Annotated in this window: 22 protein-coding genes and 1 tRNA gene; 11 read left to right on the top strand and 12 right to left on the bottom strand. The window is 60.9% G+C overall.

What is annotated here, in order from left to right:
* Positions 1-342: 342 nt before the first annotated feature.
* The 4 genes from JOY50_RS27285 (at position 343) to JOY50_RS27270 (ending at position 5,410) form a co-directional block, all read left to right on the top strand.
* A complete protein-coding gene (locus JOY50_RS27285; protein WP_243056118.1) occupies positions 343-1,299 on the top strand; it encodes an arsenic resistance protein in 957 nt (318 codons plus the stop codon).
* A gap of 101 nt (positions 1,300-1,400) precedes the next feature.
* Entirely contained in the window at positions 1,401-1,940 is a 540-nt protein-coding gene (locus JOY50_RS27280; RefSeq protein WP_138737556.1) for a sigma-70 family RNA polymerase sigma factor, read from the top strand.
* Positions 1,933-2,901 (top strand): FecR domain-containing protein, encoded by a 969-nt coding sequence (locus JOY50_RS27275; protein ID WP_138737555.1) that lies wholly within the window; start codon positions 1,933-1,935, stop codon positions 2,899-2,901. Before JOY50_RS27280 ends, JOY50_RS27275 begins: the two co-directional genes overlap by 8 nt.
* A gap of 79 nt (positions 2,902-2,980) precedes the next feature.
* Positions 2,981-5,410, top strand: a complete 2,430-nt coding sequence (locus tag JOY50_RS27270) for a TonB-dependent receptor (RefSeq protein WP_243056117.1) — start codon at positions 2,981-2,983, stop codon at positions 5,408-5,410.
* Between the two features lie 77 nt (positions 5,411-5,487).
* Here the strand turns inward: JOY50_RS27270 and JOY50_RS27265 are convergent, their stop codons facing one another.
* The 5 genes from JOY50_RS27265 to JOY50_RS27245 all read right to left on the bottom strand — a co-directional run bounded on the left by JOY50_RS27265 (position 5,488) and on the right by JOY50_RS27245 (position 8,616).
* Positions 5,488-5,709 carry a TonB-dependent receptor gene (locus JOY50_RS27265; RefSeq protein WP_238342561.1) on the bottom strand — a complete coding sequence of 74 codons (222 nt, stop codon included), beginning with the start codon at positions 5,707-5,709 and terminating at the stop codon, positions 5,488-5,490.
* A gap of 27 nt (positions 5,710-5,736) precedes the next feature.
* On the bottom strand, positions 5,737-6,096 hold the full coding sequence (locus tag JOY50_RS27260; RefSeq protein WP_132847054.1) for a hypothetical protein: 360 nt from the start codon (positions 6,094-6,096) through the stop codon (positions 5,737-5,739).
* Entirely contained in the window at positions 6,093-7,070 is a 978-nt protein-coding gene (locus JOY50_RS27255) for a hypothetical protein (RefSeq protein WP_243056116.1), read from the bottom strand. Before JOY50_RS27255 ends, JOY50_RS27260 begins: the two co-directional genes overlap by 4 nt.
* Positions 7,071-7,079: 9 nt before the next feature.
* On the bottom strand, positions 7,080-7,568 hold the full coding sequence (locus tag JOY50_RS27250; protein WP_132847056.1) for a type VI secretion system tube protein Hcp: 489 nt from the start codon (positions 7,566-7,568) through the stop codon (positions 7,080-7,082).
* Between the two features lie 118 nt (positions 7,569-7,686).
* Entirely contained in the window at positions 7,687-8,616 is a 930-nt protein-coding gene (locus JOY50_RS27245) for a malate dehydrogenase (RefSeq protein WP_138737553.1), read from the bottom strand.
* A 131-nt stretch (positions 8,617-8,747) separates the two neighbouring features.
* Here JOY50_RS27245 and JOY50_RS27240 point away from each other — a divergent pair, with 131 nt between their 5' ends.
* On the top strand, positions 8,748-9,443 hold the full coding sequence (locus JOY50_RS27240; RefSeq protein ID WP_243056115.1) for a hypothetical protein: 696 nt from the start codon (positions 8,748-8,750) through the stop codon (positions 9,441-9,443).
* Here JOY50_RS27240 and JOY50_RS27235 read toward each other — a convergent pair.
* The 6 genes from JOY50_RS27235 to JOY50_RS27210 all read right to left on the bottom strand — a co-directional run bounded on the left by JOY50_RS27235 (position 9,407) and on the right by JOY50_RS27210 (position 12,963).
* Complete coding sequence (locus JOY50_RS27235) at positions 9,407-9,829, bottom strand: hypothetical protein (RefSeq protein ID WP_243056114.1); 423 nt, start codon at positions 9,827-9,829, stop codon at positions 9,407-9,409. The genes JOY50_RS27240 and JOY50_RS27235 overlap by 37 nt on opposite strands.
* Positions 9,830-9,882: 53 nt before the next feature.
* Positions 9,883-10,125, bottom strand: coding sequence for a hypothetical protein (locus JOY50_RS27230; RefSeq protein WP_132847060.1), 243 nt, complete (start codon positions 10,123-10,125; stop codon positions 9,883-9,885).
* Between the two features lie 422 nt (positions 10,126-10,547).
* Positions 10,548-10,775 carry a hypothetical protein gene (locus JOY50_RS27225; RefSeq protein ID WP_138737550.1) on the bottom strand — a complete coding sequence of 76 codons (228 nt, stop codon included), beginning with the start codon at positions 10,773-10,775 and terminating at the stop codon, positions 10,548-10,550.
* A gap of 620 nt (positions 10,776-11,395) precedes the next feature.
* On the bottom strand, positions 11,396-11,623 hold the full coding sequence (locus tag JOY50_RS27220) for a hypothetical protein (RefSeq protein ID WP_019471225.1): 228 nt from the start codon (positions 11,621-11,623) through the stop codon (positions 11,396-11,398).
* Positions 11,624-12,406: 783 nt separating this feature from the next.
* Positions 12,407-12,482, bottom strand: a tRNA-Thr gene (locus JOY50_RS27215).
* A gap of 70 nt (positions 12,483-12,552) precedes the next feature.
* Positions 12,553-12,963 carry a pilin gene (locus tag JOY50_RS27210; protein ID WP_132847062.1) on the bottom strand — a complete coding sequence of 137 codons (411 nt, stop codon included), beginning with the start codon at positions 12,961-12,963 and terminating at the stop codon, positions 12,553-12,555.
* Positions 12,964-13,179: 216 nt separating this feature from the next.
* Here JOY50_RS27210 and JOY50_RS27205 point away from each other — a divergent pair, with 216 nt between their 5' ends.
* Genes JOY50_RS27205 through yacG form a run of 4 tightly spaced genes read left to right on the top strand, consistent with a single transcriptional unit; the run spans position 13,180 to position 16,077 of the window.
* Positions 13,180-14,388, top strand: coding sequence for a type II secretion system F family protein (locus tag JOY50_RS27205; RefSeq protein ID WP_243056113.1), 1,209 nt, complete (start codon positions 13,180-13,182; stop codon positions 14,386-14,388).
* Between the two features lie 2 nt (positions 14,389-14,390).
* Positions 14,391-15,257, top strand: coding sequence for an A24 family peptidase (locus JOY50_RS27200; protein WP_243056112.1), 867 nt, complete (start codon positions 14,391-14,393; stop codon positions 15,255-15,257).
* Positions 15,257-15,880, top strand: a complete 624-nt coding sequence (gene coaE, locus JOY50_RS27195; protein ID WP_132847065.1) for a dephospho-CoA kinase — start codon at positions 15,257-15,259, stop codon at positions 15,878-15,880. The genes JOY50_RS27200 and coaE overlap by 1 nt, the downstream gene beginning before the upstream one ends.
* Positions 15,877-16,077, top strand: coding sequence for a DNA gyrase inhibitor YacG (gene yacG / locus JOY50_RS27190; protein ID WP_016501579.1), 201 nt, complete (start codon positions 15,877-15,879; stop codon positions 16,075-16,077). Before coaE ends, yacG begins: the two co-directional genes overlap by 4 nt.
* A 134-nt stretch (positions 16,078-16,211) precedes the next feature.
* On the opposite strand, the gene JOY50_RS27185 is transcribed toward yacG, so the two are convergent.
* Positions 16,212-16,919 (bottom strand): energy-coupling factor ABC transporter permease, encoded by a 708-nt coding sequence (locus JOY50_RS27185; RefSeq protein ID WP_243056111.1) that lies wholly within the window; start codon positions 16,917-16,919, stop codon positions 16,212-16,214.
* Positions 16,920-17,112: 193 nt separating this feature from the next.
* Between JOY50_RS27185 and JOY50_RS27180 the strand changes: the two genes are divergently transcribed.
* Entirely contained in the window at positions 17,113-17,742 is a 630-nt protein-coding gene (locus tag JOY50_RS27180) for a DUF1780 domain-containing protein (RefSeq protein ID WP_019473259.1), read from the top strand.
* Positions 17,743-17,874: 132 nt separating this feature from the next.
* A complete protein-coding gene (locus JOY50_RS27175) occupies positions 17,875-18,048 on the top strand; it encodes a DUF3094 family protein (protein ID WP_013970765.1) in 174 nt (57 codons plus the stop codon).
* The last annotated feature ends 5 nt before the right edge of the window (positions 18,049-18,053 follow it).

Raw genomic sequence — 18,053 nt, 5'->3', positions numbered from 1 at the left:
TCGGCGGCGCAGTATGTTCTACCGCATCGGCGACCGGATCGATGGTTTCCGCGGGTGGTGAAACAGCGACCAGCAAAATACCCGACCCGAAAATAAAAATGCCAGTCAGCTTAACTGACTGGCATTAGCCCTGTGCCGGGCTTTTTCGTTTTTCATGAACCAGGTTCGCTAACCTGTCGCGGTCCCTGTGGGAGCGGGTTTACCCGCGAAGAGGGCAACGAGGTGGATGGCACCGGCTACGCCGGTGTTCGCGGGTGAACCCGCTCCCACAGGTAATATGCTTGCCTTCACTACCTGAGCTCAATTCAAGTTGCTTCCACATTACCAACCACAGGCCACACCTTGACCAGAGAACAACTCGAGACCCACCAGATCCCGATCTACTTCGCTGCCGTGCTCGCAGCCGTTGCCTTCGGCTTGATGGCCAGTGACAGCGGGCGCCACCTGGAGACCCTGGTCACCCCCGCCATTGCCGTGCTGATGTACGCGATGTTTCTGCAAATCCCTTTCCTCGACCTGCGCCAGGGCCTGGGTAATCGCCGTTTCATGGGCGCCCTGCTGCTCGCCAACTTCATTCTTGTGCCGCTGCTGGTCTGGGCCATCACCCGTGGGTTGGTCGAACACCCGGCGCTGCTCATCGGCGCCCTGCTGGTACTGCTTACACCCTGCATCGACTACGTGGTGGTGTTCACCCACATCGGCAAAGGCGACTCGCGCCTGACCCTGGCCGCCACCCCCGTGCTATTGCTGGTGCAATTGGCACTGCTGCCGATCTACCTGGCCCTGATGCTGGGAGACAGCAACAACGTGGCCATTTCCATCACCCCGTTCGTGGAAGCCTTCGTACTGCTGATCGTGGTGCCCATGCTGCTTGCGGTGCTGACCAGCGCCGGTGCCCGCCACTCGCGCACAGTCGCGACCTGGAACGACGCCTGGGCGTGGTTGCCCGTGCCGGCGATGGCCTTGGTGCTGGTGGTTGTGATCGCTTCGCAGATTGCCACGGTACTGCGTGATTTCGACCGCTTGCTGCCGGTGATTCCGGTGTACATCGGCTTCATGCTGCTGGCGCCAGCGCTCGGCTTCATCGCGGCGCGGCTGCTGCGCCTGCCGGCCACCGCAGCACGCTCGGTGACCTTCAGCGCCGCCACGCGTAATTCGCTGGTGGTGTTGCCGCTGGCGTTAGCGTTGCCGGAGGAGATTCGCGGGCTGGCCGCAGCGGCAGTGATTACCCAGACGCTGGTGGAACTGGTGAGTGAGCTGGTTTATGTGCGCGTAGTCCCCGCATTAGTGCGAGGCTGATGAGCAAAGGCAGGTTCAGGGAAGCTGAACCTTTTGCTTGTACGCGCGCGACCCTATCCTGATAGAATGCGATGAATTCTCATTAACATTCATTCTATCCCGTGCAATCCACTTCATCGGTAAACCACCCCCAACATCAGGCCATCGATCAGCTCTACAGCCACCATCACAGTTGGCTGCAGAGCTGGTTGCGCAAGCGCTTGGGCAGTGCCGCCGATGCCGCAGACCTGGCCCAGGACACGTTCGTGCGGCTTCTCTGCAGTGCGGCTGGCGAACCGCTGAACTGCTCGGCTCCACGCGCCTACCTGGCCACCATTGCCAATCGCCTGACCATCAACTTCTACCGCCGCCGGTCACTGGAACAAGCCTATCTGGCCGCGCTGGCGGAAACACCGGAAGCACTGGCACCGTCGTTGGAACATCAGGCGCTGGTGCTTGAAGCCCTCGACGAAGTTGACCAGGTACTTGCGTTGCTGCCAGCCCAAAGCCGGCAGGCGTTTCTGATGGCGCAGCTGGAAGGTTATACCCAAGAAGAGATCGCCAGCCGCCTCAAGCTCAGCGTACGCACGGTACAACGCCACCTTGCGCGGGCGTTTGAGGAATGCATAGTGCTCGCCAGCCTGTGTGTGCAACATGAGTAATACGCCCATCGACCGGCGCATTGCCCGTGAAGCGGCCAGTTGGTTCGTGCGCTTGCAGAACAGCAGCGCCGGCGCCGCAGAGCATGCGGCCGGTGCCGAGTGGCGAGCGCGGCACACTGACCATGAACGCGCCTGGCAACTGGCCGAGCGCTTCAGCAGCCGGGCCCAGCAGCTTACCGGTGAGCCCGCAAGGGCGGCCCTGGAGCGCCCGCGCAGCCTGGAACGCCGGAACGCGCTCAAAACCCTTGCGCTGCTGATCGCCGCCGCTCCGCTTGGTCTCGCTGCCTACCGAGGGCTGCCGTGGCGCGAATGGCAGGCGGACGCGCGCACCGCCGTCGGGGAGCTACGCACCGTGCACCTGCCGGATGGCGGGCAGATTCGTCTGAATACCGGCAGCGCCATCGATATCGCCTACGACGACAGTGCTCGCCGCGTGCACCTTATCACCGGTGAGATGCTGGTCGAGGTGCTGAGCGAGCCTGCAAGGCGCCCATTCATCGTCGATACCGCCGAAGCGCAAATCACCACGCTCGGTTGCCGTTTGCTAGTGCGTCATTACCCAGGCAGCACGTTACTCGCCGCACTGGAGGGCGCTGTCGAAGTGCGCCCGCGGTTGTCACCGGGTGATGATGGCCTGGTGCGCCTGGCTGCCGGCCAGCAAACCCATGTCAGCATCCACGCTGCACAGCCCCCCATGCCGCTGGCCCAGCATCATCTCGACTGGCTCAGCCATGTGCTGCGGGTAGAAAAGACGCGCCTGGATGACTTCATCAGCGAGCTGGGGCGCTATCGACCCGGCCTGTTGCGATGCGATCCGGCCGTGGCCGGGCTGCTGATTTCCGGCACCTTCCAGTTGCGCGACACCGATCAGATTCTGCGCGCCCTAAGCCAGACATTGCCGGTGGATGTCCACTACCGGACGCGTTACTGGGTCACCCTCACCGCGCGTGCCAACGCGTAGAAAGAATCGTTGTCGTGTTTTCCTGAAGCTGCGTGTCCCTTCCGTAAGCACATCACTTTCACAGGGCGGGGACGAACACATGGCGACGACACAGGGCATGCAACCATTGGCGCGGGCAGTGCATGCTGCTGCACTGGGCCTGATCATCTCAGGTGGCAGCCTGGCGGCAGTTGGGGCGCAAGCCGCCGGGCAGACCGCGCAGCAGAGCCGTACCTTTCAGGTACCAGCCGGTAACCTGAGCAGCGTCCTCGCCGAGTTCGCCAGCCAGGCGGATATCACCCTTCCCATCGAACCGGGGATGGTGGAAGGTTTGCGCAGCCCTGGCCTGAACGCCGCCACCAGCGTGCAAGACGGCCTGCACCAACTGCTGCAGGGCACAGGCCTGCAAGCTTCACCACAAGGCAATGGTCTGTACCTGCTGACACCGCAGGTTACAGGCACAGGCATGGAGCTGGGCGCTACCAGCATTACCGGGCAGGGCCTGTCGGCAACTACCGAGAACAGCGGCTCTTACACCACCGGCACGATGCAGACTGCCACCAAGCTGCCCCTGAGCCTGCGCGAAACGCCGCAGTCGGTCAGCGTGGTTACGCGCAAGCGCATGGACGACAAGGCCATGACGACTATCAGCGATGTGGTCAAAAGTGCGCCGGGGATTTTTCTCAGTAACTCCGGTGGCGCTGGGCGGCCATCTTTCAGCGCCCGCGGTTATGACGTCGACAACATCATGTACGACGGGTTTCCCACCAGCTTCCTGACCTACCTGCCCAGTGGGGAAGCAAACCTGGCCATGTATGACCGGGTGGAGATCGTACGCGGGGCCACCGGGCTGGCCCAAGGCGCCGGCAACCCCGGTGGTGCAATCAACCTGGTTCGCAAGCGCCCCACCCATGAATTTCAGGGCACGCTCACCGGCAGTGCTGGTAGTTGGGACGATTACACCGGCACGCTGGATGTCGGCGGCCCGCTCAATGAAAATGGCACCCTGCGTGCCCGTACCGTGGTATCGCGGCAGGACGCCAAAAGCTTCCGTGATTCGGTAGAGAGTGATCACGACCTGTTCTACGGCGTGGTCGACGCCGACCTGAGCGAAAGCACCACCCTGACCTTGGGAGCCTACCGCCAGAAGAACCACACCAACTATATCTGGGGCGGGTTGCCCATGGCCCGGGGCGGCGGTCACCTCGGGCTGCCGCGCGACACCTTCCTGGGCCATGACTGGGAATACTCGGACAATCGCACCACCGGCTATTTCGCCACCCTGGAACATGCCTTCGCCAACGACTGGTCGCTTCGCCTGGCGGCCATGCAGACGAAAACCGACACCGACGTATTGGCCTCTTCGGTATGGGAATACGATCGCCACTATCTATGGACAGAAGCCATGGAGCAAAAGGAAAAAGGCTACGACCTGGCACTCAGCGGCCCCTTCCAGTTGCTCGGCCAGACACATGACCTGACCCTGGGCGTCAGCAAGCGCCAGCTGGACTATCGCTCTGGCAAGGCCTGGAGCGACTACATCGACACGGGTAGCAACCCCTTCGAATGGAACCCCCGTGGTCATGCCAAACCGGATTACGTTACCGGCCCTGACGGCCTGCCCGAGACCACCACGCAGGACAGCGTTTATGCCAGCAGCCGCCTGCGCCTGACTGAACCACTGTCGCTGATTCTGGGTGGCCGTCTCGACTGGTATGAATTCGATGACAGCGAAAACAGTGAAGGCAACTACAAAATCACGCGTAACCTGACCCGCTATGCCGGCCTGATCTACGACCTGGACTCCCATCACTCGGTCTATGTCAGCTACACAGATATTTTCAAGCCGCAGACCAGTAAAGGCATGGACAGAAAAGTGCTCGACCCTGTGGTGGGTGAGAACTACGAGGTGGGCATCAAGGGCGAGTACTTTGGTGGCGCACTGAACGCCAGCCTGGCTGTTTTTCAAATTGACCAGAAGAACCGCGCCCAAGAGTTACCTGACAACAAGGGTTGCGGTTCAGGCGCCGCCAGCGCCTGCTACGAGGCGGCCGGCCTGGTACGCAGCAAGGGCATCGACCTGGAAATTCAAGGCGCCCTGACCGACAACTGGCAGCTGGCTGCGGGCTACACCTACACCCAGACCAAGTACGTCAGCGACGCCAACAAGGCCCGCGAAGGCGAAGACTTCGACCGTGCCAAACCGCGCCAGCTGTTCAAACTGTCCACGATCTACAACCTGCCCGGCGAGCTGCAGCGCTGGCGCGTTGGCGGTGATATCTACCAACAGAGCCGCATCCGTACCTCTGGGGGCGCCGGTGCTACTGCATGGCAAAACCAGCAGGGCTCGTACACGGTGGTCGGCCTGGTGGCAGGCTACAAGGCCAGCGAGCAGCTGGACCTGCAGGTGAACGTCAACAACCTGTTCGACCGTACCTACTACAGCAGTGTGGCCAACGGTGGATGGAGCCCATACGACATCTACGGTGACCCACGTAACGTGAAACTGACTGCCCGGTACAGTTTCTAGTAGCCGGTTAATCGCCGCGCACGTGCTGGAGGTGGCTGGTGCAGCGATGTCAGCGTTGCGGGAGTCAAGTCTGCCGGTTAGAACCGGGCCCGCAACGCCACGTTGAAGTTGCGTGGTTCGCCATAGAAGTTCCAGTAATTGGGGTTGCCCAAGGTCTGGTAGTACTTCTTGTCGAACACGTTATCCAGGTTGTACTGCACTTCAAGGTTCTTGTTGATCTCGTAGGTCGCATGCAGGTTGGTCAGGTGGTAAGCGTCCTGCTGGATCTTGTAGTCTGCCCCAACCTCGGTCTGGGTCATCTTGCTCTGCGCATAGAAGCTGCCAGGCTACGCGTAAGTGAAAATAATCAGCGCGGCGGCCAGCAGGATGTGAATTACCAACAGACTCACCAGCAGTCGTCTCATGCTTGAGGGGAAACGTTTGACTTCATCGAAGTCAATCAACCCCCTGCGCACGAAGAGGCTCGGTATAGCCAGCACCATGGAGATCAAACCCGTACGCATAACCTTGCCCAGAAGGCCTGCATGTTGAAACGTGATTTTATTGCCGGTCACGAAGCTACAGCGCGTTAGCAAAGACTCGTAGTACTCAGTGTATTTATGTGCGATGAAACACTGTACGACCATCGCCAGCATCATGGGTGCAAGAATCAGAATCGCAATTAGCCCAGGCTCAACTTCATTCACTCCGATACCTCGCCATACAAAAAGTCACCAAATATCTCGCCCCCCTTGCCCCCGGCATCTCCGAGGACTTTACCGCCCACTGCTCCTCCGACGACAGCACAAGCAAGTGCACCGGGGCCGCCTGTAGTGACCCCCAGAACGATGGCACAAATACCGGTGCCTGCCATACCCCCCAAATAGCCCCCAGCGCTACCGCCCGCCAGGCTACCCATCAACGTCGAGGTTTCGACATACTTGGCGCGCCGACACTGATCCTCCCGGCCCGTGGTGCAGGCCTTATGAATTGAGAGGCCGGTGGACGCCACATCCAGCGCAGTACCGATATAAGTGCCCCTCTTCACCAAGTTCGACGCCCTGGCAACGCCAGACACCTTTTCGGCATAACCCGAAATCTCGCCGGTATGCAGATAACTGCGGGTCGAGATGCCCAATGCCTGCTTGATCTTGCCCTGACGGCGTAAACCAGAACCATACGCAGCAACGTTGCCCAATTGCTTTTCAAGCTTCATGAAAAGTGCAGAGCGCTTGGCGTAGAAAGCATCACGGGCAGCGAGAGTGCCAGAACTGAGGTAGTCGCGGTGCAGTTTCTCGATTTCTTCAAGGGTGGTCTTGATATTGGTCAGGTGCTTGCTCCAGCCCTCGCTAGCGGCGCCCGCCCCAATCGAGGCGTTAGCCAGCAAGCTCTGCAGCAAGTCGAAGTGCTCGAGAAAAAAATCATCCGCGTCTACGCCGCTAGTCAGCAGGCCAGCGTGCACCTCGACAGCCTTGGCCATCAGAAATGCTTCGTGGCTGGTGCAGGAAGGAGTACCAGCGTCACCCAGGATGATCAACTCCCCGGCCATGACCACGCTGTTGGCAATGTGGGCATTCAACACATCGAACTTGCCTTTGGCATACCCCGACAACGGTGTGCTGGCTTTAAGCGACTGATAAGACTGGGTTCTGGGGTTGATGAAGCTGCGTGCTTCGGACATGGCCCTACCTCACGCGTACTTCTTGTTGTTGATCCGGTCCCAACCGCCGGCGACATTACCGCCACCGCTGCCGTCGGAGCGTTTCTGGCGGGTATATGTGGTCTTGATACGCCCATAGTTCAACTGGACGATTTCGATGGGAACGCCCGAGCTTGCGCTCTGCGAGTAGTCGGCGATTATGACCTCTTCCAGCACGATCTCGTAATATTTGAGTTTGTCGGTGCCTGCCCGGCAAAGCGCAAGTTTTACTTCCTTGAGATGCTGGCCCGAGCAGCTGGCTTCCAGCAGCTTGCAACTCGCGCTGTCGAGAAACTTGGTGAACGTGAAGTTGGTCAAGGTGGTACGTCCCGATGTTGCACCGCCGGAAGAGCTTGCGGTAGCCGACGTGCTTTGATTGACACCGAAGTTGTAGCCGTTGATCTCGATCCAGTTGGTGTACTGCTCATCCAGCGCTTCGCCAGCGATGTCGTCGATTTGGATGAAAGCGTCGAAAGCCATGCCTACCTCTCCTTGGTAATGGTGGGTCTGAACCCCAATGAACGGGTGTGACAGGTACGGAGGCAAAATGTTCCCCCACTGCCCGAGCCGCCACACCCGATGCATGACGCTTCAAGCCCTACAACGCCTTCATCTCGGCAATATCCCGCGCCACCTGGTCTGCAGAGTGGTCGAACATCGCCTGCTCCTGCGCATCCAGCGGCAATTCGATAATCCGCGCAAGCCCCCTCTCTGCCAGTACGCAGGGCACACCCATGGCGATATCCGTTCGCCCATACTCGCCCTCAAGAATCGCCACCGCCGGCAAAATACGGTTCCGCCCATTGGCGATGGCGTCGACCATCTGCGCGATGGCCACGCCCGGCGCATCGCAGGCGCTGCCCAGCTTCTTCAAGCCAAGAATCTCCCCGCCACCCTTGCGCGTGCGCTCGACAATCTGCTCGATCTGCTCGCTGGACAGGAAGTGCGACAGCGGCACCGAGCCGATCTGGCAGTAGCGCATCAGCGGGACCATGCTGTCGCCATGGCCGCCCAGCACCAGCGCGGTGATATCCCGGGCAGAAAACCCGGTTTGTTCGGCGATGAAACACTTCATGCGCGCGGTATCCAGCACCCCCGCTTGCCCGAACACCTTGTCCCGCCCAAGGCCGCTGACGCTCCAGGCGCGGTAGGTGAGCACGTCGACCGGGTTGGACACCACCAGCACCGTGGCTGCCGGCGCATGGTGCCTGATGTCGGCCATGATGCTGTCGAGGATTGGCAGGTTGATGCTCAGTACATCCTGGCGCGACTGGCCGGGCTTGCGCGGCACGCCTGCGGTAATTACCACCAGCTCGGAGCCGTCCAGCATGTCGGCTTTGCCCCCGCCGTAAACACGGGTATCGGAGCCTGATTCCACGGCTGCCTGCCACACGTCCAGCGCCTTGCCCTGCGCCAGCTCACCCTGCACGTCCATCAGCACCAGCTCACGGCACAACTCGTCCCGGGCAATGATCTGCGCCGCCGCCTCGCCGACCAAGCCGGCGCCCACGATTGTTAGCTTGTTCACCTGACACCTCCCAGCGGCGCGTGCCACCAGGAACACGCCTGCGTATATAGGGAAGTATTGACCGCTGAGGCGAAAAGACCACCCGGGATGATGCCTGGCTGAATCCAAGCCTCAACCTGGCTTTGCTGGCCTTGTCCTTCACCATCCCGAAGCCGCGCGGATCCAGTCCCGGATGGGCGCACCGTTCAGGTCAGCTTAGCCTGTCCGTCTTGATCACCAACCGGAAAAACACCATAGCCGATCACAAGAACCTGTCACTCACCGCAATCCTGCAAATTGCCGGCTGCCCCCTGAATACCCTGGGCAGCATGTGCACAGGGCTTATTATTCTCAGCAGTCCCATCGACAGCCTGGATCCTGCCATGGATGGCAGCCGCGCCATTGGCATGTTCAATTGCTCAGACGACGATTGGCAACTAGGTAAGGACAGCGGGCTGTTGACCTTTGACAGGCGTCCCAGTGCGCAATCGCTGCTTCTGTATTTCCGCCATTTTGATGGCGGCTATCGGCTTTACCTACGCAGCGGCGCGCATCTGGGCGAAGGCGTGTTCACCAATGCCAACGGCTTGATAACTGTGCAGCCCATAACAGCCAGTGATCCTTCCCTATGGAGCATTATCGATGCCCAAACCGGTCAACCTTTCGACCTGACGCAGTGCGAAGGCCCTGATTGTGATATCAAGCTTACAAGCGCCGACGGGCACCCAGTCGAAGCTCATTACCTCTACCCAGTCGGCGCATTCCTGGCTTGTTATTCCTCCGCCCATCAAAGTGACCTGAGCTTGATCATTCAGGAGCGGGAAGTCGACTGGCTCAATGCAGACTGACCAGCCTCGGCCAGAGCGTCCGCCGCTTCGATTTCAACGTAGTTTGACTCCCCACCACCCTGTGCCCCCGACAACCAACCCCATACAAAATGAAGCGTAGTACGCCCCGCATCATCGACCCCGACCCTGCCACGTGACCAACCGGCGAGCATTTCACCGTCGTTAGTGACGCAGTGGTAAAGCAGCTCGATGGTATCGGGGCCAGTTACTCGACCCACCTGATGGCCGGTCCGAATCCGGCCACCCTGGTAGGTGCTGGTGATCGCAACACCATCGACCTGGTAATGGAAAGCCGTGCCAGTGCCAGACAAGCCCTGGGAATTGTTGGCGACTGCGAAACGACGATTGTGCAGCCGGTCTTTGACTTGGGCGAAAGTGCTTTCCATAGCGATGTATTCTCGATGTTGGATGGAACTGGGGGCAGGTAGCTGCCGGTAAATCAACGGACCAAGCTACGAACCACAACAAACAGTACTACCAGGCCCACAAGCCCAGAAGCAACCAGCCACCCGGCCGAGGCCATTGCCTGGAAAAACCCCGGGAAGAAAGGAGTCCTCCCAAGCTTGACCAGCGCCAGGCAAAGCCATGGCATCAGGATGATGTAAAGCAGCGGGATATAAACGATTGCCTGAAGGACTAGCGTCAGTCCGCCGGCCCAGTCATTCCAGTGGTGATTGGACATGGTGATTTCCTTTTCTTGAATGTGACGGGGAATCGTCCGCCTCTTGTACCCATACCGCCGGTAGTACACAAGGCATGAGGTCGATGCGGCCGGTGTAGGCGCTGGCTTGCCTGCGATGGGCTGCGCAGCAGCCCCATTCACCATACCTGCAAAAATATCCCCAACTCGCCCCAACGCGGTCATTTGTAGGAGCGGCCTTGTGTCGCGAAAGGGCTGCAAAGCAGCCCCAGTAATCTATACCTCCGCACCAAACACCGGGTGTACGGCAGCTGCCCTGCTCAACGCCTGAGACCTGGCACGCTCCCTGTGGGAGCGAGCGAGCCCGCGAACACGGGCGCAGCCCGTGCCATCCACCGTGACGCCTGCTCAACGGCTAGCCGGCGGCGCACTGCGCAGGAAGCGCCAAACAGCAAAGGCCCAGCCTAACCAGCCGGGGCCTGACCACTCTGCTCCATCACCTTCCCACACTGCTCACTGGCCAATCGACTGATGATCCGGATTGCTTGGTGAATGCCGGCAGTGTTGCGGAAGCTCAGTTGCGGGTTGTGTTCGCATTCCAGCATTTCGTCATGCTGGACCAGGGCCTCGCCTAGCAGTTCGAGGGTCCAGGCGTAGCTTTGGATGGTGGATAGGCGTTCTTGATCAGTCATGGCGTGCCTCCGATTGGGCGGAGACGAAGCGGGATTGGCTAACGGTGAAATAGCTGAGGGTCGTCGAGGAACGACGGAGGAGAACGGATGCGAGGTTCAGTAACGGACTTACGGTGGTCATGCATGAGTTCCTTTCGTGATGGAACTGCCACCGCTCGCGGCCAAGCAAGTTAAGGTGGCAGCAGTACGCGGGTTGGCCGACCGGGACGAAAGGAGCCCGGCACACCCGAAGGTGTCCCGCGCACCACCGCCATAACACGACATCGCGGGCACAAAAAAAGCGCCTGCGATGAAGACTGGGCGCTGATGCGCCTTTCGATTCCGACCGGCCAAGGTCGCGTCGCCGATGCTTCGGCGACTGAGGGACTTTATTCCTGGGTGGCTGTTTTCGCAAGTTTTCGAGGATACGAAAGGGCTGCGCGTTTCGTAGGAAATTGCTCGCCACAAGTAACGCACACACTCCAGGCCATATGCGGTCCGTGTAGGAGCTGGCTTGCCTGCGATGGGCTGCGCAGCAGCCCCATACCCCGGCCTGGCAGGATTAACCCACCATCGGCCTTCAACAGAAAGAGCCAGCTGCAACCCCCGACATCTGGCCCACCACTCATCAACGACCTCCCCTATCCCTCCAACTCATGGCCGTTCCGCTCCATCACCTTCCCACACTGCTCACTGGCCAATCGACTGATGATCCGGATCGCCTGATGGATACCGGCCGTGTTGCGAAAGCTCAATTGCGGGTTGTGTTCGCACTCCAGCATTTCATCGTGCTGGACCAAGGCCTCGCCTAGCAGTTCGAGGGTCCAGGCGTAGCTTTGGATGGTGGATAGGCGTTCTTGGTCAGTCATGGCGTACCTCCGATTGGGCGGAGACGGAGCGGGATTGGCTGGCGGGGAAGTAGCTGATGGCCGTCGAAGAACGACGGTGGAGAACGTATGCGAGGATCCTGGATGGACTTGAGATGAGCATGCATGCGGTCCTTTTCGATTGAAGCACCACGCTAACCGTCGCCAAACGATTAGGGTGGCAGCTGTACGCAGGTTGGCGAACCGAGGAAAAGGAACTCGGCAGACCCGAAGGTCTCCCACGCACAGCCGCCATTACACGAAACTGCGGACGCAAAAAAAGCGCCTGCAATCGTGGTCGGGGGCGCCGATGCGCCTTTCCGTCCGGGTCGCCAAACCCGGTCGCGGAATTGTCCGCGACTGGAGTACGGTATGGCTACGGGGGTTACAGTGCAAGGTTCGGGGCTATGCGAATGGCCGCTGAGTATCGTAGGAAAAATCAGGGAGCATGGCGTCTGATGTCAAGCAGCAGGACCAAGTTCAGCAGACGGAGATCGTGATGAGAAGATGTGGCCATCTAAAAACTATCTCTAATCGGCAAACACTATCTCTAAATTGTCTGCAAAACAGCCTGTAGTCATTGGGCGAAATGCAGTTAGCTGCCAAGCAGTATCTCAAAAATCGTGCATCTCTAAGTGGAAATTCGCTAACGGCCAAGTTGAAAAAGTCACGGTAAGTGATTGGATGGAGGGCATAGCTGCGAATAGCAGAAACAAAAATGCCCGCGCTAGGCGGGCATTTTTGGGGAAGACAGTATGCAACCAAAGCTGCATAAACCTGCTGAACTGGTGCCGGAGACAGGAATCGAACCTGCGACCTTCGCGTTACGAGTGCGCTGCTCTACCGACTGAGCTACACCGGCGTGTAGCGCAACGTACCACTGCTCACACCCGCAACGCAAACCCCTGTTTCCGCTAGTTATTGCCCTGCCCTCAAGCCCCCTTGCACCCCTTGGGTGCCAGGTCTTCCTCGATGTCGGTGGTGCACGCCCAGCCGCTGGCCGAGCGGGTCAGGGTCAGTGCCTTGCCCAGCACGTTGGCCGGCGCATCCACCAGCGTGCAAGCAATGCTGGCGCTGCCATCCGCCGCCTTGCCGCTAGCGGTGATCGCACAATGCGCCGTCGCCGGCTGGCCACCCAGTTCGGCCACGGCCGCTACGTCTTTACCGTCATTCAACCGCAGGTCCATCGCCGTCTTCAGCGCGCTGATTTCCAGCAGGCCGGCCGCGGCCTTGGAGCGTGCCTGGTGGTTGGTGTACATCGGTAAGGCGATGGTCGCCAGAATGCCGATGATCGCGACAACGATCATCAGTTCGATCAGGGTGATACCGCGTTGCCCTTTCATGAACATCTTTCCTTTTTGATTCGCTTACACATTGAGGTGGGTTGCGCCCCAACCGGCAGCGGCGCAGTAGGCCTGAACAGACGCCTTTTGTCACCCCTGCCCGCTTGGGCGTCATCTTCGCTGAACTACTCTAGTGAGCATCACGGACGCGCGCCCTTGCATGGACGCGGCAAGCTGTTTCCAGGCTTGTCGCCGGGGCAGAAAAAGGACCTCTGCATGACTTCAACTTCACTGCTTTACCGCTGGCACGGCACCGACGCCAACGGCACGCCGGTCAGCGGCCAAACGCGTGGCCGCAGCCCGGCGTATGTGCGCGCCGGGCTGATTCGCCAGGGCATCACGGTGGCCAGTCTGCGGCCGGCCAGCGGGCTGGGGTTCAGTTTGCCGAAGCGGCGGGTGAAGGCGGACCCGGCGGGGTTCAGCCGGCAGTTGGCGACCTTGCTCAAGGCCGGGGTGCCGCTGTTGCAGGCGTTCGAGGTGATGGGGCGCAGTGGTTGCGATGCGGCGCAGGCGGCGTTGCTGGATAGATTGAAACAGGATGTGGCCTCGGGCCTGGGGCTGGCGGATGCGTTGCAGCGCCACCCGGTGTGGTTCGATGCGTTGTACTGCAACCTGGTGCGGGTGGGTGAGCAGTCCGGCACGCTGGACCGGCAGTTGGAGCAACTGGCGGGCATGCTGGAACAGCGCCGCGCGCTGCACAAGAAGGTGCGCAAGGCGATGGTCTATCCGCTATTGCTGTTGCTGACGGGGCTGGGGGTGTCAGCGATCTTGTTGCTGGAGGTGATCCCGAAGTTCGAGAGCATGTTCTCGGGCATGGGCGCGGCGTTGCCGGCATTTACCCAGTGGGTGATCGACTTGTCCACAGGGCTGAGCCGGTTTGCGCCGCTGTTGCTGGTGATGGGGGTGGTGCTGGGTTTTGCCGTGCGCCAGCTGTATCGGCAGCATGCGCCAGCGCGCCTGTGGATATCTCGACGGGTGCTGGGCTTGCCGGTGTTTGGCAAGTTGCTGAGGGAAGCGGCGCTGGCGCGGTTTGCGCGTAGCCTGGCAACGTCGTACGGCGCCGGGGTGCCGTTGCTGGATGCGCTGGGCACGGTGGCCCGGGTGACGGGGGGCGAGCTGCATGAGCAGGCGGTGTTGCGGCTGCGCCAGGGGATGGCCAATGGGCAGGGGCTGAACCAGGCGATGGCGGGCGAGTTGCTGTTCCCACCGCTGCTGGTGCAGCTGACGGCCATCGGTGAGTCCAGCGGCACGCTGGACCAGATGCTGGAAAAAGCCGCCAGCCATTACGAGGAACAGGTCAGCCAGGCGCTGGACCAGTTGACCAGCCTGCTGGAGCCGGCCATCGTGCTGATCCTGGGCCTGCTGGTGGGTGGCCTGGTGGTGGCGATGTACCTGCCGATCTTCCAGTTGGGTAGCTTGATCTGAACATGACTTTATGGACTTTGCTGGCTGAGCAGCCGGCGTACTTCCTCACCCTGGCCACGGTGCTCGGCCTGCTGGTGGGCAGCTTTCTCAACGTGCTGGTGTATCGCCTGCCGATCATGCTGGAGCGCCAATGGCAGCGTGAGGCGCAAGAGGTATTGGGGCTGCCGATTGCGCAACACGAACGGTTCGACCTGTGCCTGCCGGCATCCCGCTGCCCGCATTGCGCGCATCAGATTCGCGCGTGGGAGAACATTCCGGTGCTCAGCTACCTGGCGTTGCGCGGGCGGTGCTCAGCCTGCAAAGCCCGTATCAGCCCGCGCTACCCACTGGTTGAGGTGGCCAGCGCGCTGCTGTCGCTGGTGGTGGCCTGGCGTTTTGGCGCTTCGGCCGAAGCCTTGCTGGCATTGCCGCTCACCTGGTGCCTGCTGGCCCTGAGCCTGATCGATGCGGACCACCAGCTGTTGCCGGATGTGCTGGTGCTGCCGATGCTGTGGCTTGGGCTGATCGTGAACGCCTTTGGCCTCTATGTACCACTGGCCGACGCGTTGTGGGGCGCGGTGGCCGGGTATCTCAGCCTGTGGACGGTGTACTGGGTGTTCAAGCTGGTCACCGGCAAGGAAGGCATGGGCTACGGCGACTTCAAGCTGATGGCGCTGATCGGGGCCTGGGGCGGCTGGCAGGTGCTGCCGTTGACGCTGCTGCTGTCGTCGGTGGTGGGGGCGCTGGTTGGCCTGTGCCTGCTGCGTTTGCGCCGGCATGCGATGGGCACGGCGATACCGTTTGGCCCTTATCTGGCGATTGCGGGGTGGATTGCTGTGCTCTGGGGTGATGAAATGTACGCCTCTTACATGCAACTGCTTGGATACTGATGGCCACTGCAGCCTTTACCCCCTGGATTCTCGGCCTGACCGGCGGCATTGGTAGCGGCAAGAGCGCCGCTGCCGAGCGTTTTGTCGAGCTTGGCGTGCACCTGGTCGACGCCGACCAGGCGGCGCGCTGGGTTGTCGAACCTGGCCGCCCCGCCCTGGCCAGCATCGTCGAGCGCTTCGGCCCGGGTGTGCTGCAAGCTGACGGCCAGCTTGATCGCGCCGCCCTGCGCCAGCTGATCTTCGCCGACCCGGCGCAGCGCAAATGGCTGGAGCAGCTGCTGCACCCGCTGATCGGGCAGGAGATTTTCAGCTACCTGGCCAAGGCGCAGTCGCCGTATGCGGTGTATGTGTCGCCGCTGCTGATCGAATCGGGGCAGTACCAAAAGACCCAGCGCGTGCTGGTGATCGATGCGCCGCAGGAGCTGCAAATAGCCCGTACCCTGGCGCGGGACAACACCAGTGCCGAACAGGTGCAGGCGATTCTGCAGGCCCAGCTGGCCCGTGACGAACGCCTGCGCCATGCCGATGATGTGGTGGTCAACGACGGCGACCTGGCCACGCTGCATGAGCAGATTGACCGCCTGCACCACTTTTACCTGACTTTGAAAGGAGGCCAGCCATGAGCCAGCCGTTGACCGTCGATTGCCCTACTTGTGGCGCACCTGTGGAATGGGCCGAAAAAAGCGCGTTCCGGCCGTTTTGTTCGGACCGTTGCAAACTGATCGACCTGGGGGCCTGGGCGGCAGAGGAGCACAAGATTGCGGGGTCGGAAGAGTCCGAAGATGAGCTGTATTCGGGGGACCTGGAGCCGCGGCACTGAGCTGATTACAAGGTGGCTGCGCCGGCCCTTTCGCGGGTAAACCCGCTCCCACAAATATCGCGTGCGCCCGAAACCTGCGCGGTACCTGTGGGAGCGGGTTTACCCGCGAAGAGGCCGGCACAGCCACCACACATTTACCGCTCATCATCCTTCCAGGGCGCCTGCAGATACCGTGTGCGGTTGAAGGTTTCCAGCCACTCCGGGCAAAACACCACCAGCGCACTGATCACCATGCCGTTGATGAACGCCTCGGGGAACATCATCAGCCACAGGTAGCCGACAAAGTCGCTGAGCCACTCCGGCAGGGCAAAACGCCCGTCCAGCCACAACAACCCTAGCGCCGCCGGTACGCAAACCAGCACGGTGAGCGCTGCCGGGAAGAACCCCGAACAGAAGATATAAACGAACAGGTTTCGCGGCTGGGCACGCTCGACCGCTATCGCGCACACCTCGGTAATCAACACAGGCAAGGCAACCAGCAACAAGCCGTTCACTCCCAGCGCCGCCAGGTCCTGTCGCCCCAGTGCCAGCAAACCAAGCTGGGCCAGGAACCCGCCCAGCACCGCCAGCGGCCAGTCCAGCAACAGGGTGACAGCGGTCATGCCAATAAAGTGGTACGACACCCCGGTATCAAAATCGCGCCTCACCAGCCACAGCGCAAACAGGCAGAACACCGTGCCAAACAGCAAATGCTGGCGGCGCCGGTCGGTGAACAGTTCAACCCAGCGAACCCGGCTTACCGCCCAGATCAGCAACGGCACATAACCCAGCCAGCCAAGGCTTAGCGTGGTGCCGGACAACACCTGCGCGCTGATCACCTGATCAATACCCCTTGCAGCCATGTGGATAAGATCGAGTCTACACCCATTCTCCCTTTCCTTCGGCAGCGGTGGGTTGGCGCCCTCATTCCATACAGCAAGCATCGGTCATGCCGGAAGAAATCGGGCGCACCTGTGCAAGCGTTGCCAGTACTGCGCTGATTCCCACGCTTAAACAGCATCTTACCGTCATCGATTAGCGGCTAAGCTTGTCTGCATGGATGACTCAGACTACCTGCGCCTGCTTACCATCCAGGCCGAACAAGCTAACGCCTTTCTCTCCAACGCCCGCAAGTGGGAGCGGGAGCGTTGGGTGTGCCAGCGACTGTTGCAGGGGTTGAACATCCCCTACCGCAGCGAAGACTTCACCCCGGCCGGCCAAGAGCCGCCCGATGTGCTGTTCCGCGACGCGGCCTTCGAGGTGTTTTTCGTGCTCGACGAGGGCCGTCGGCTGAACGATGAGTGGCGCGAAGAACTACAGCGCCGGCGCAGTGCGTTTTCCCTGGCACAACTGGTGCGCCGTGAAGCGCGCCCGCGGCGCATCAGTGCCACCGAGCTGCTGGCGCGCCTGGCGCCGACCTTGCGCAAGAAAGCGCACAACTACCGGGAACGCGGGCTGGAGCTGAACGAGCTGGACATCATCGCCTTCGCCAGCCTCAAGCGCGAAGTGCTCGACCTCAACACCCACTTCCCGCCGCCCACCGAATACCTGCGCCAGGGCTGGCGCTCGTTGTCGCTGGTGGGGCCGACGTTTGCCCGGGTGCTGTTCGCCCACCCCGATGCGCCAGACTTCCTGCGCGGCAACCTGGGCCGCAGCATTGTCTTCGACGTGGGCATCAGTCTTTGATCCAGTGCAGCGAGTGTTTGCGATGGCGTACACTCGGCGCCAGGGATAGAAAGCATTATCATTTGTTTCAAGCGCCTGCGCGAACGCTGTAGCGTTTGCGCAGTCACAGACGTCTACCTGACGAGGCCCACCATGACCAGCCGCCTGAACCCGGAAGATCAGCGTCGTGTCGATGAGTATCTGCGAGCCCCCCAGCACCAAGTCGAGCGCAGGCCCTTCCGGCCGTGGCTGCTCCTTGTGCTGGTGGTGGCCGTGACCATCGGGTTGGGTCTCATCAGCCGCCTGCTGAGTGGACTGGTGCTATGAGCTGC

The sequence above is a fragment of the Pseudomonas sp. BP01 genome, assembly GCF_022760795.1.
Taxonomy (GTDB): domain Bacteria; phylum Pseudomonadota; class Gammaproteobacteria; order Pseudomonadales; family Pseudomonadaceae; genus Aquipseudomonas; species Aquipseudomonas putida_Q.
The sequence above is the reverse complement of the archived record's forward strand: the minus strand, read 5'-3'. Positions and strand labels throughout refer to the sequence as shown.

What these genes read in the sequence shown, in the direction of transcription:
- JOY50_RS27275 (WP_138737555.1), top strand. Translation starts at nt 1,933, where the DNA reads ATGAGTAATACGCCCATCGACCGGCGCATTGCCCGTGAAGCGGCCAGT.
- JOY50_RS27270 (WP_243056117.1), top strand. Translation starts at nt 2,981, where the DNA reads ATGGCGACGACACAGGGCATGCAACCATTGGCGCGGGCAGTGCATGCT.
- JOY50_RS27265 (WP_238342561.1), bottom strand. Translation starts at nt 5,709, where the DNA reads ATGACCCAGACCGAGGTTGGGGCAGACTACAAGATCCAGCAGGACGCT.
- JOY50_RS27255 (WP_243056116.1), bottom strand. Translation starts at nt 7,070, where the DNA reads ATGTCCGAAGCACGCAGCTTCATCAACCCCAGAACCCAGTCTTATCAG.
- JOY50_RS27250 (WP_132847056.1), bottom strand. Translation starts at nt 7,568, where the DNA reads ATGGCTTTCGACGCTTTCATCCAAATCGACGACATCGCTGGCGAAGCG.
- JOY50_RS27235 (WP_243056114.1), bottom strand. Translation starts at nt 9,829, where the DNA reads ATGGAAAGCACTTTCGCCCAAGTCAAAGACCGGCTGCACAATCGTCGT.
- JOY50_RS27230 (WP_132847060.1), bottom strand. Translation starts at nt 10,125, where the DNA reads ATGTCCAATCACCACTGGAATGACTGGGCCGGCGGACTGACGCTAGTC.
- JOY50_RS27225 (WP_138737550.1), bottom strand. Translation starts at nt 10,775, where the DNA reads ATGACTGATCAAGAACGCCTATCCACCATCCAAAGCTACGCCTGGACC.
- JOY50_RS27220 (WP_019471225.1), bottom strand. Translation starts at nt 11,623, where the DNA reads ATGACTGACCAAGAACGCCTATCCACCATCCAAAGCTACGCCTGGACC.
- JOY50_RS27210 (WP_132847062.1), bottom strand. Translation starts at nt 12,963, where the DNA reads ATGAAAGGGCAACGCGGTATCACCCTGATCGAACTGATGATCGTTGTC.
- JOY50_RS27205 (WP_243056113.1), top strand. Translation starts at nt 13,180, where the DNA reads ATGACTTCAACTTCACTGCTTTACCGCTGGCACGGCACCGACGCCAAC.
- JOY50_RS27200 (WP_243056112.1), top strand. Translation starts at nt 14,391, where the DNA reads ATGACTTTATGGACTTTGCTGGCTGAGCAGCCGGCGTACTTCCTCACC.
- coaE (WP_132847065.1), top strand. Translation starts at nt 15,257, where the DNA reads ATGGCCACTGCAGCCTTTACCCCCTGGATTCTCGGCCTGACCGGCGGC.
- yacG (WP_016501579.1), top strand. Translation starts at nt 15,877, where the DNA reads ATGAGCCAGCCGTTGACCGTCGATTGCCCTACTTGTGGCGCACCTGTG.
- JOY50_RS27185 (WP_243056111.1), bottom strand. Translation starts at nt 16,919, where the DNA reads ATGGCTGCAAGGGGTATTGATCAGGTGATCAGCGCGCAGGTGTTGTCC.
- JOY50_RS27180 (WP_019473259.1), top strand. Translation starts at nt 17,113, where the DNA reads ATGGATGACTCAGACTACCTGCGCCTGCTTACCATCCAGGCCGAACAA.
- JOY50_RS27175 (WP_013970765.1), top strand. Translation starts at nt 17,875, where the DNA reads ATGACCAGCCGCCTGAACCCGGAAGATCAGCGTCGTGTCGATGAGTAT.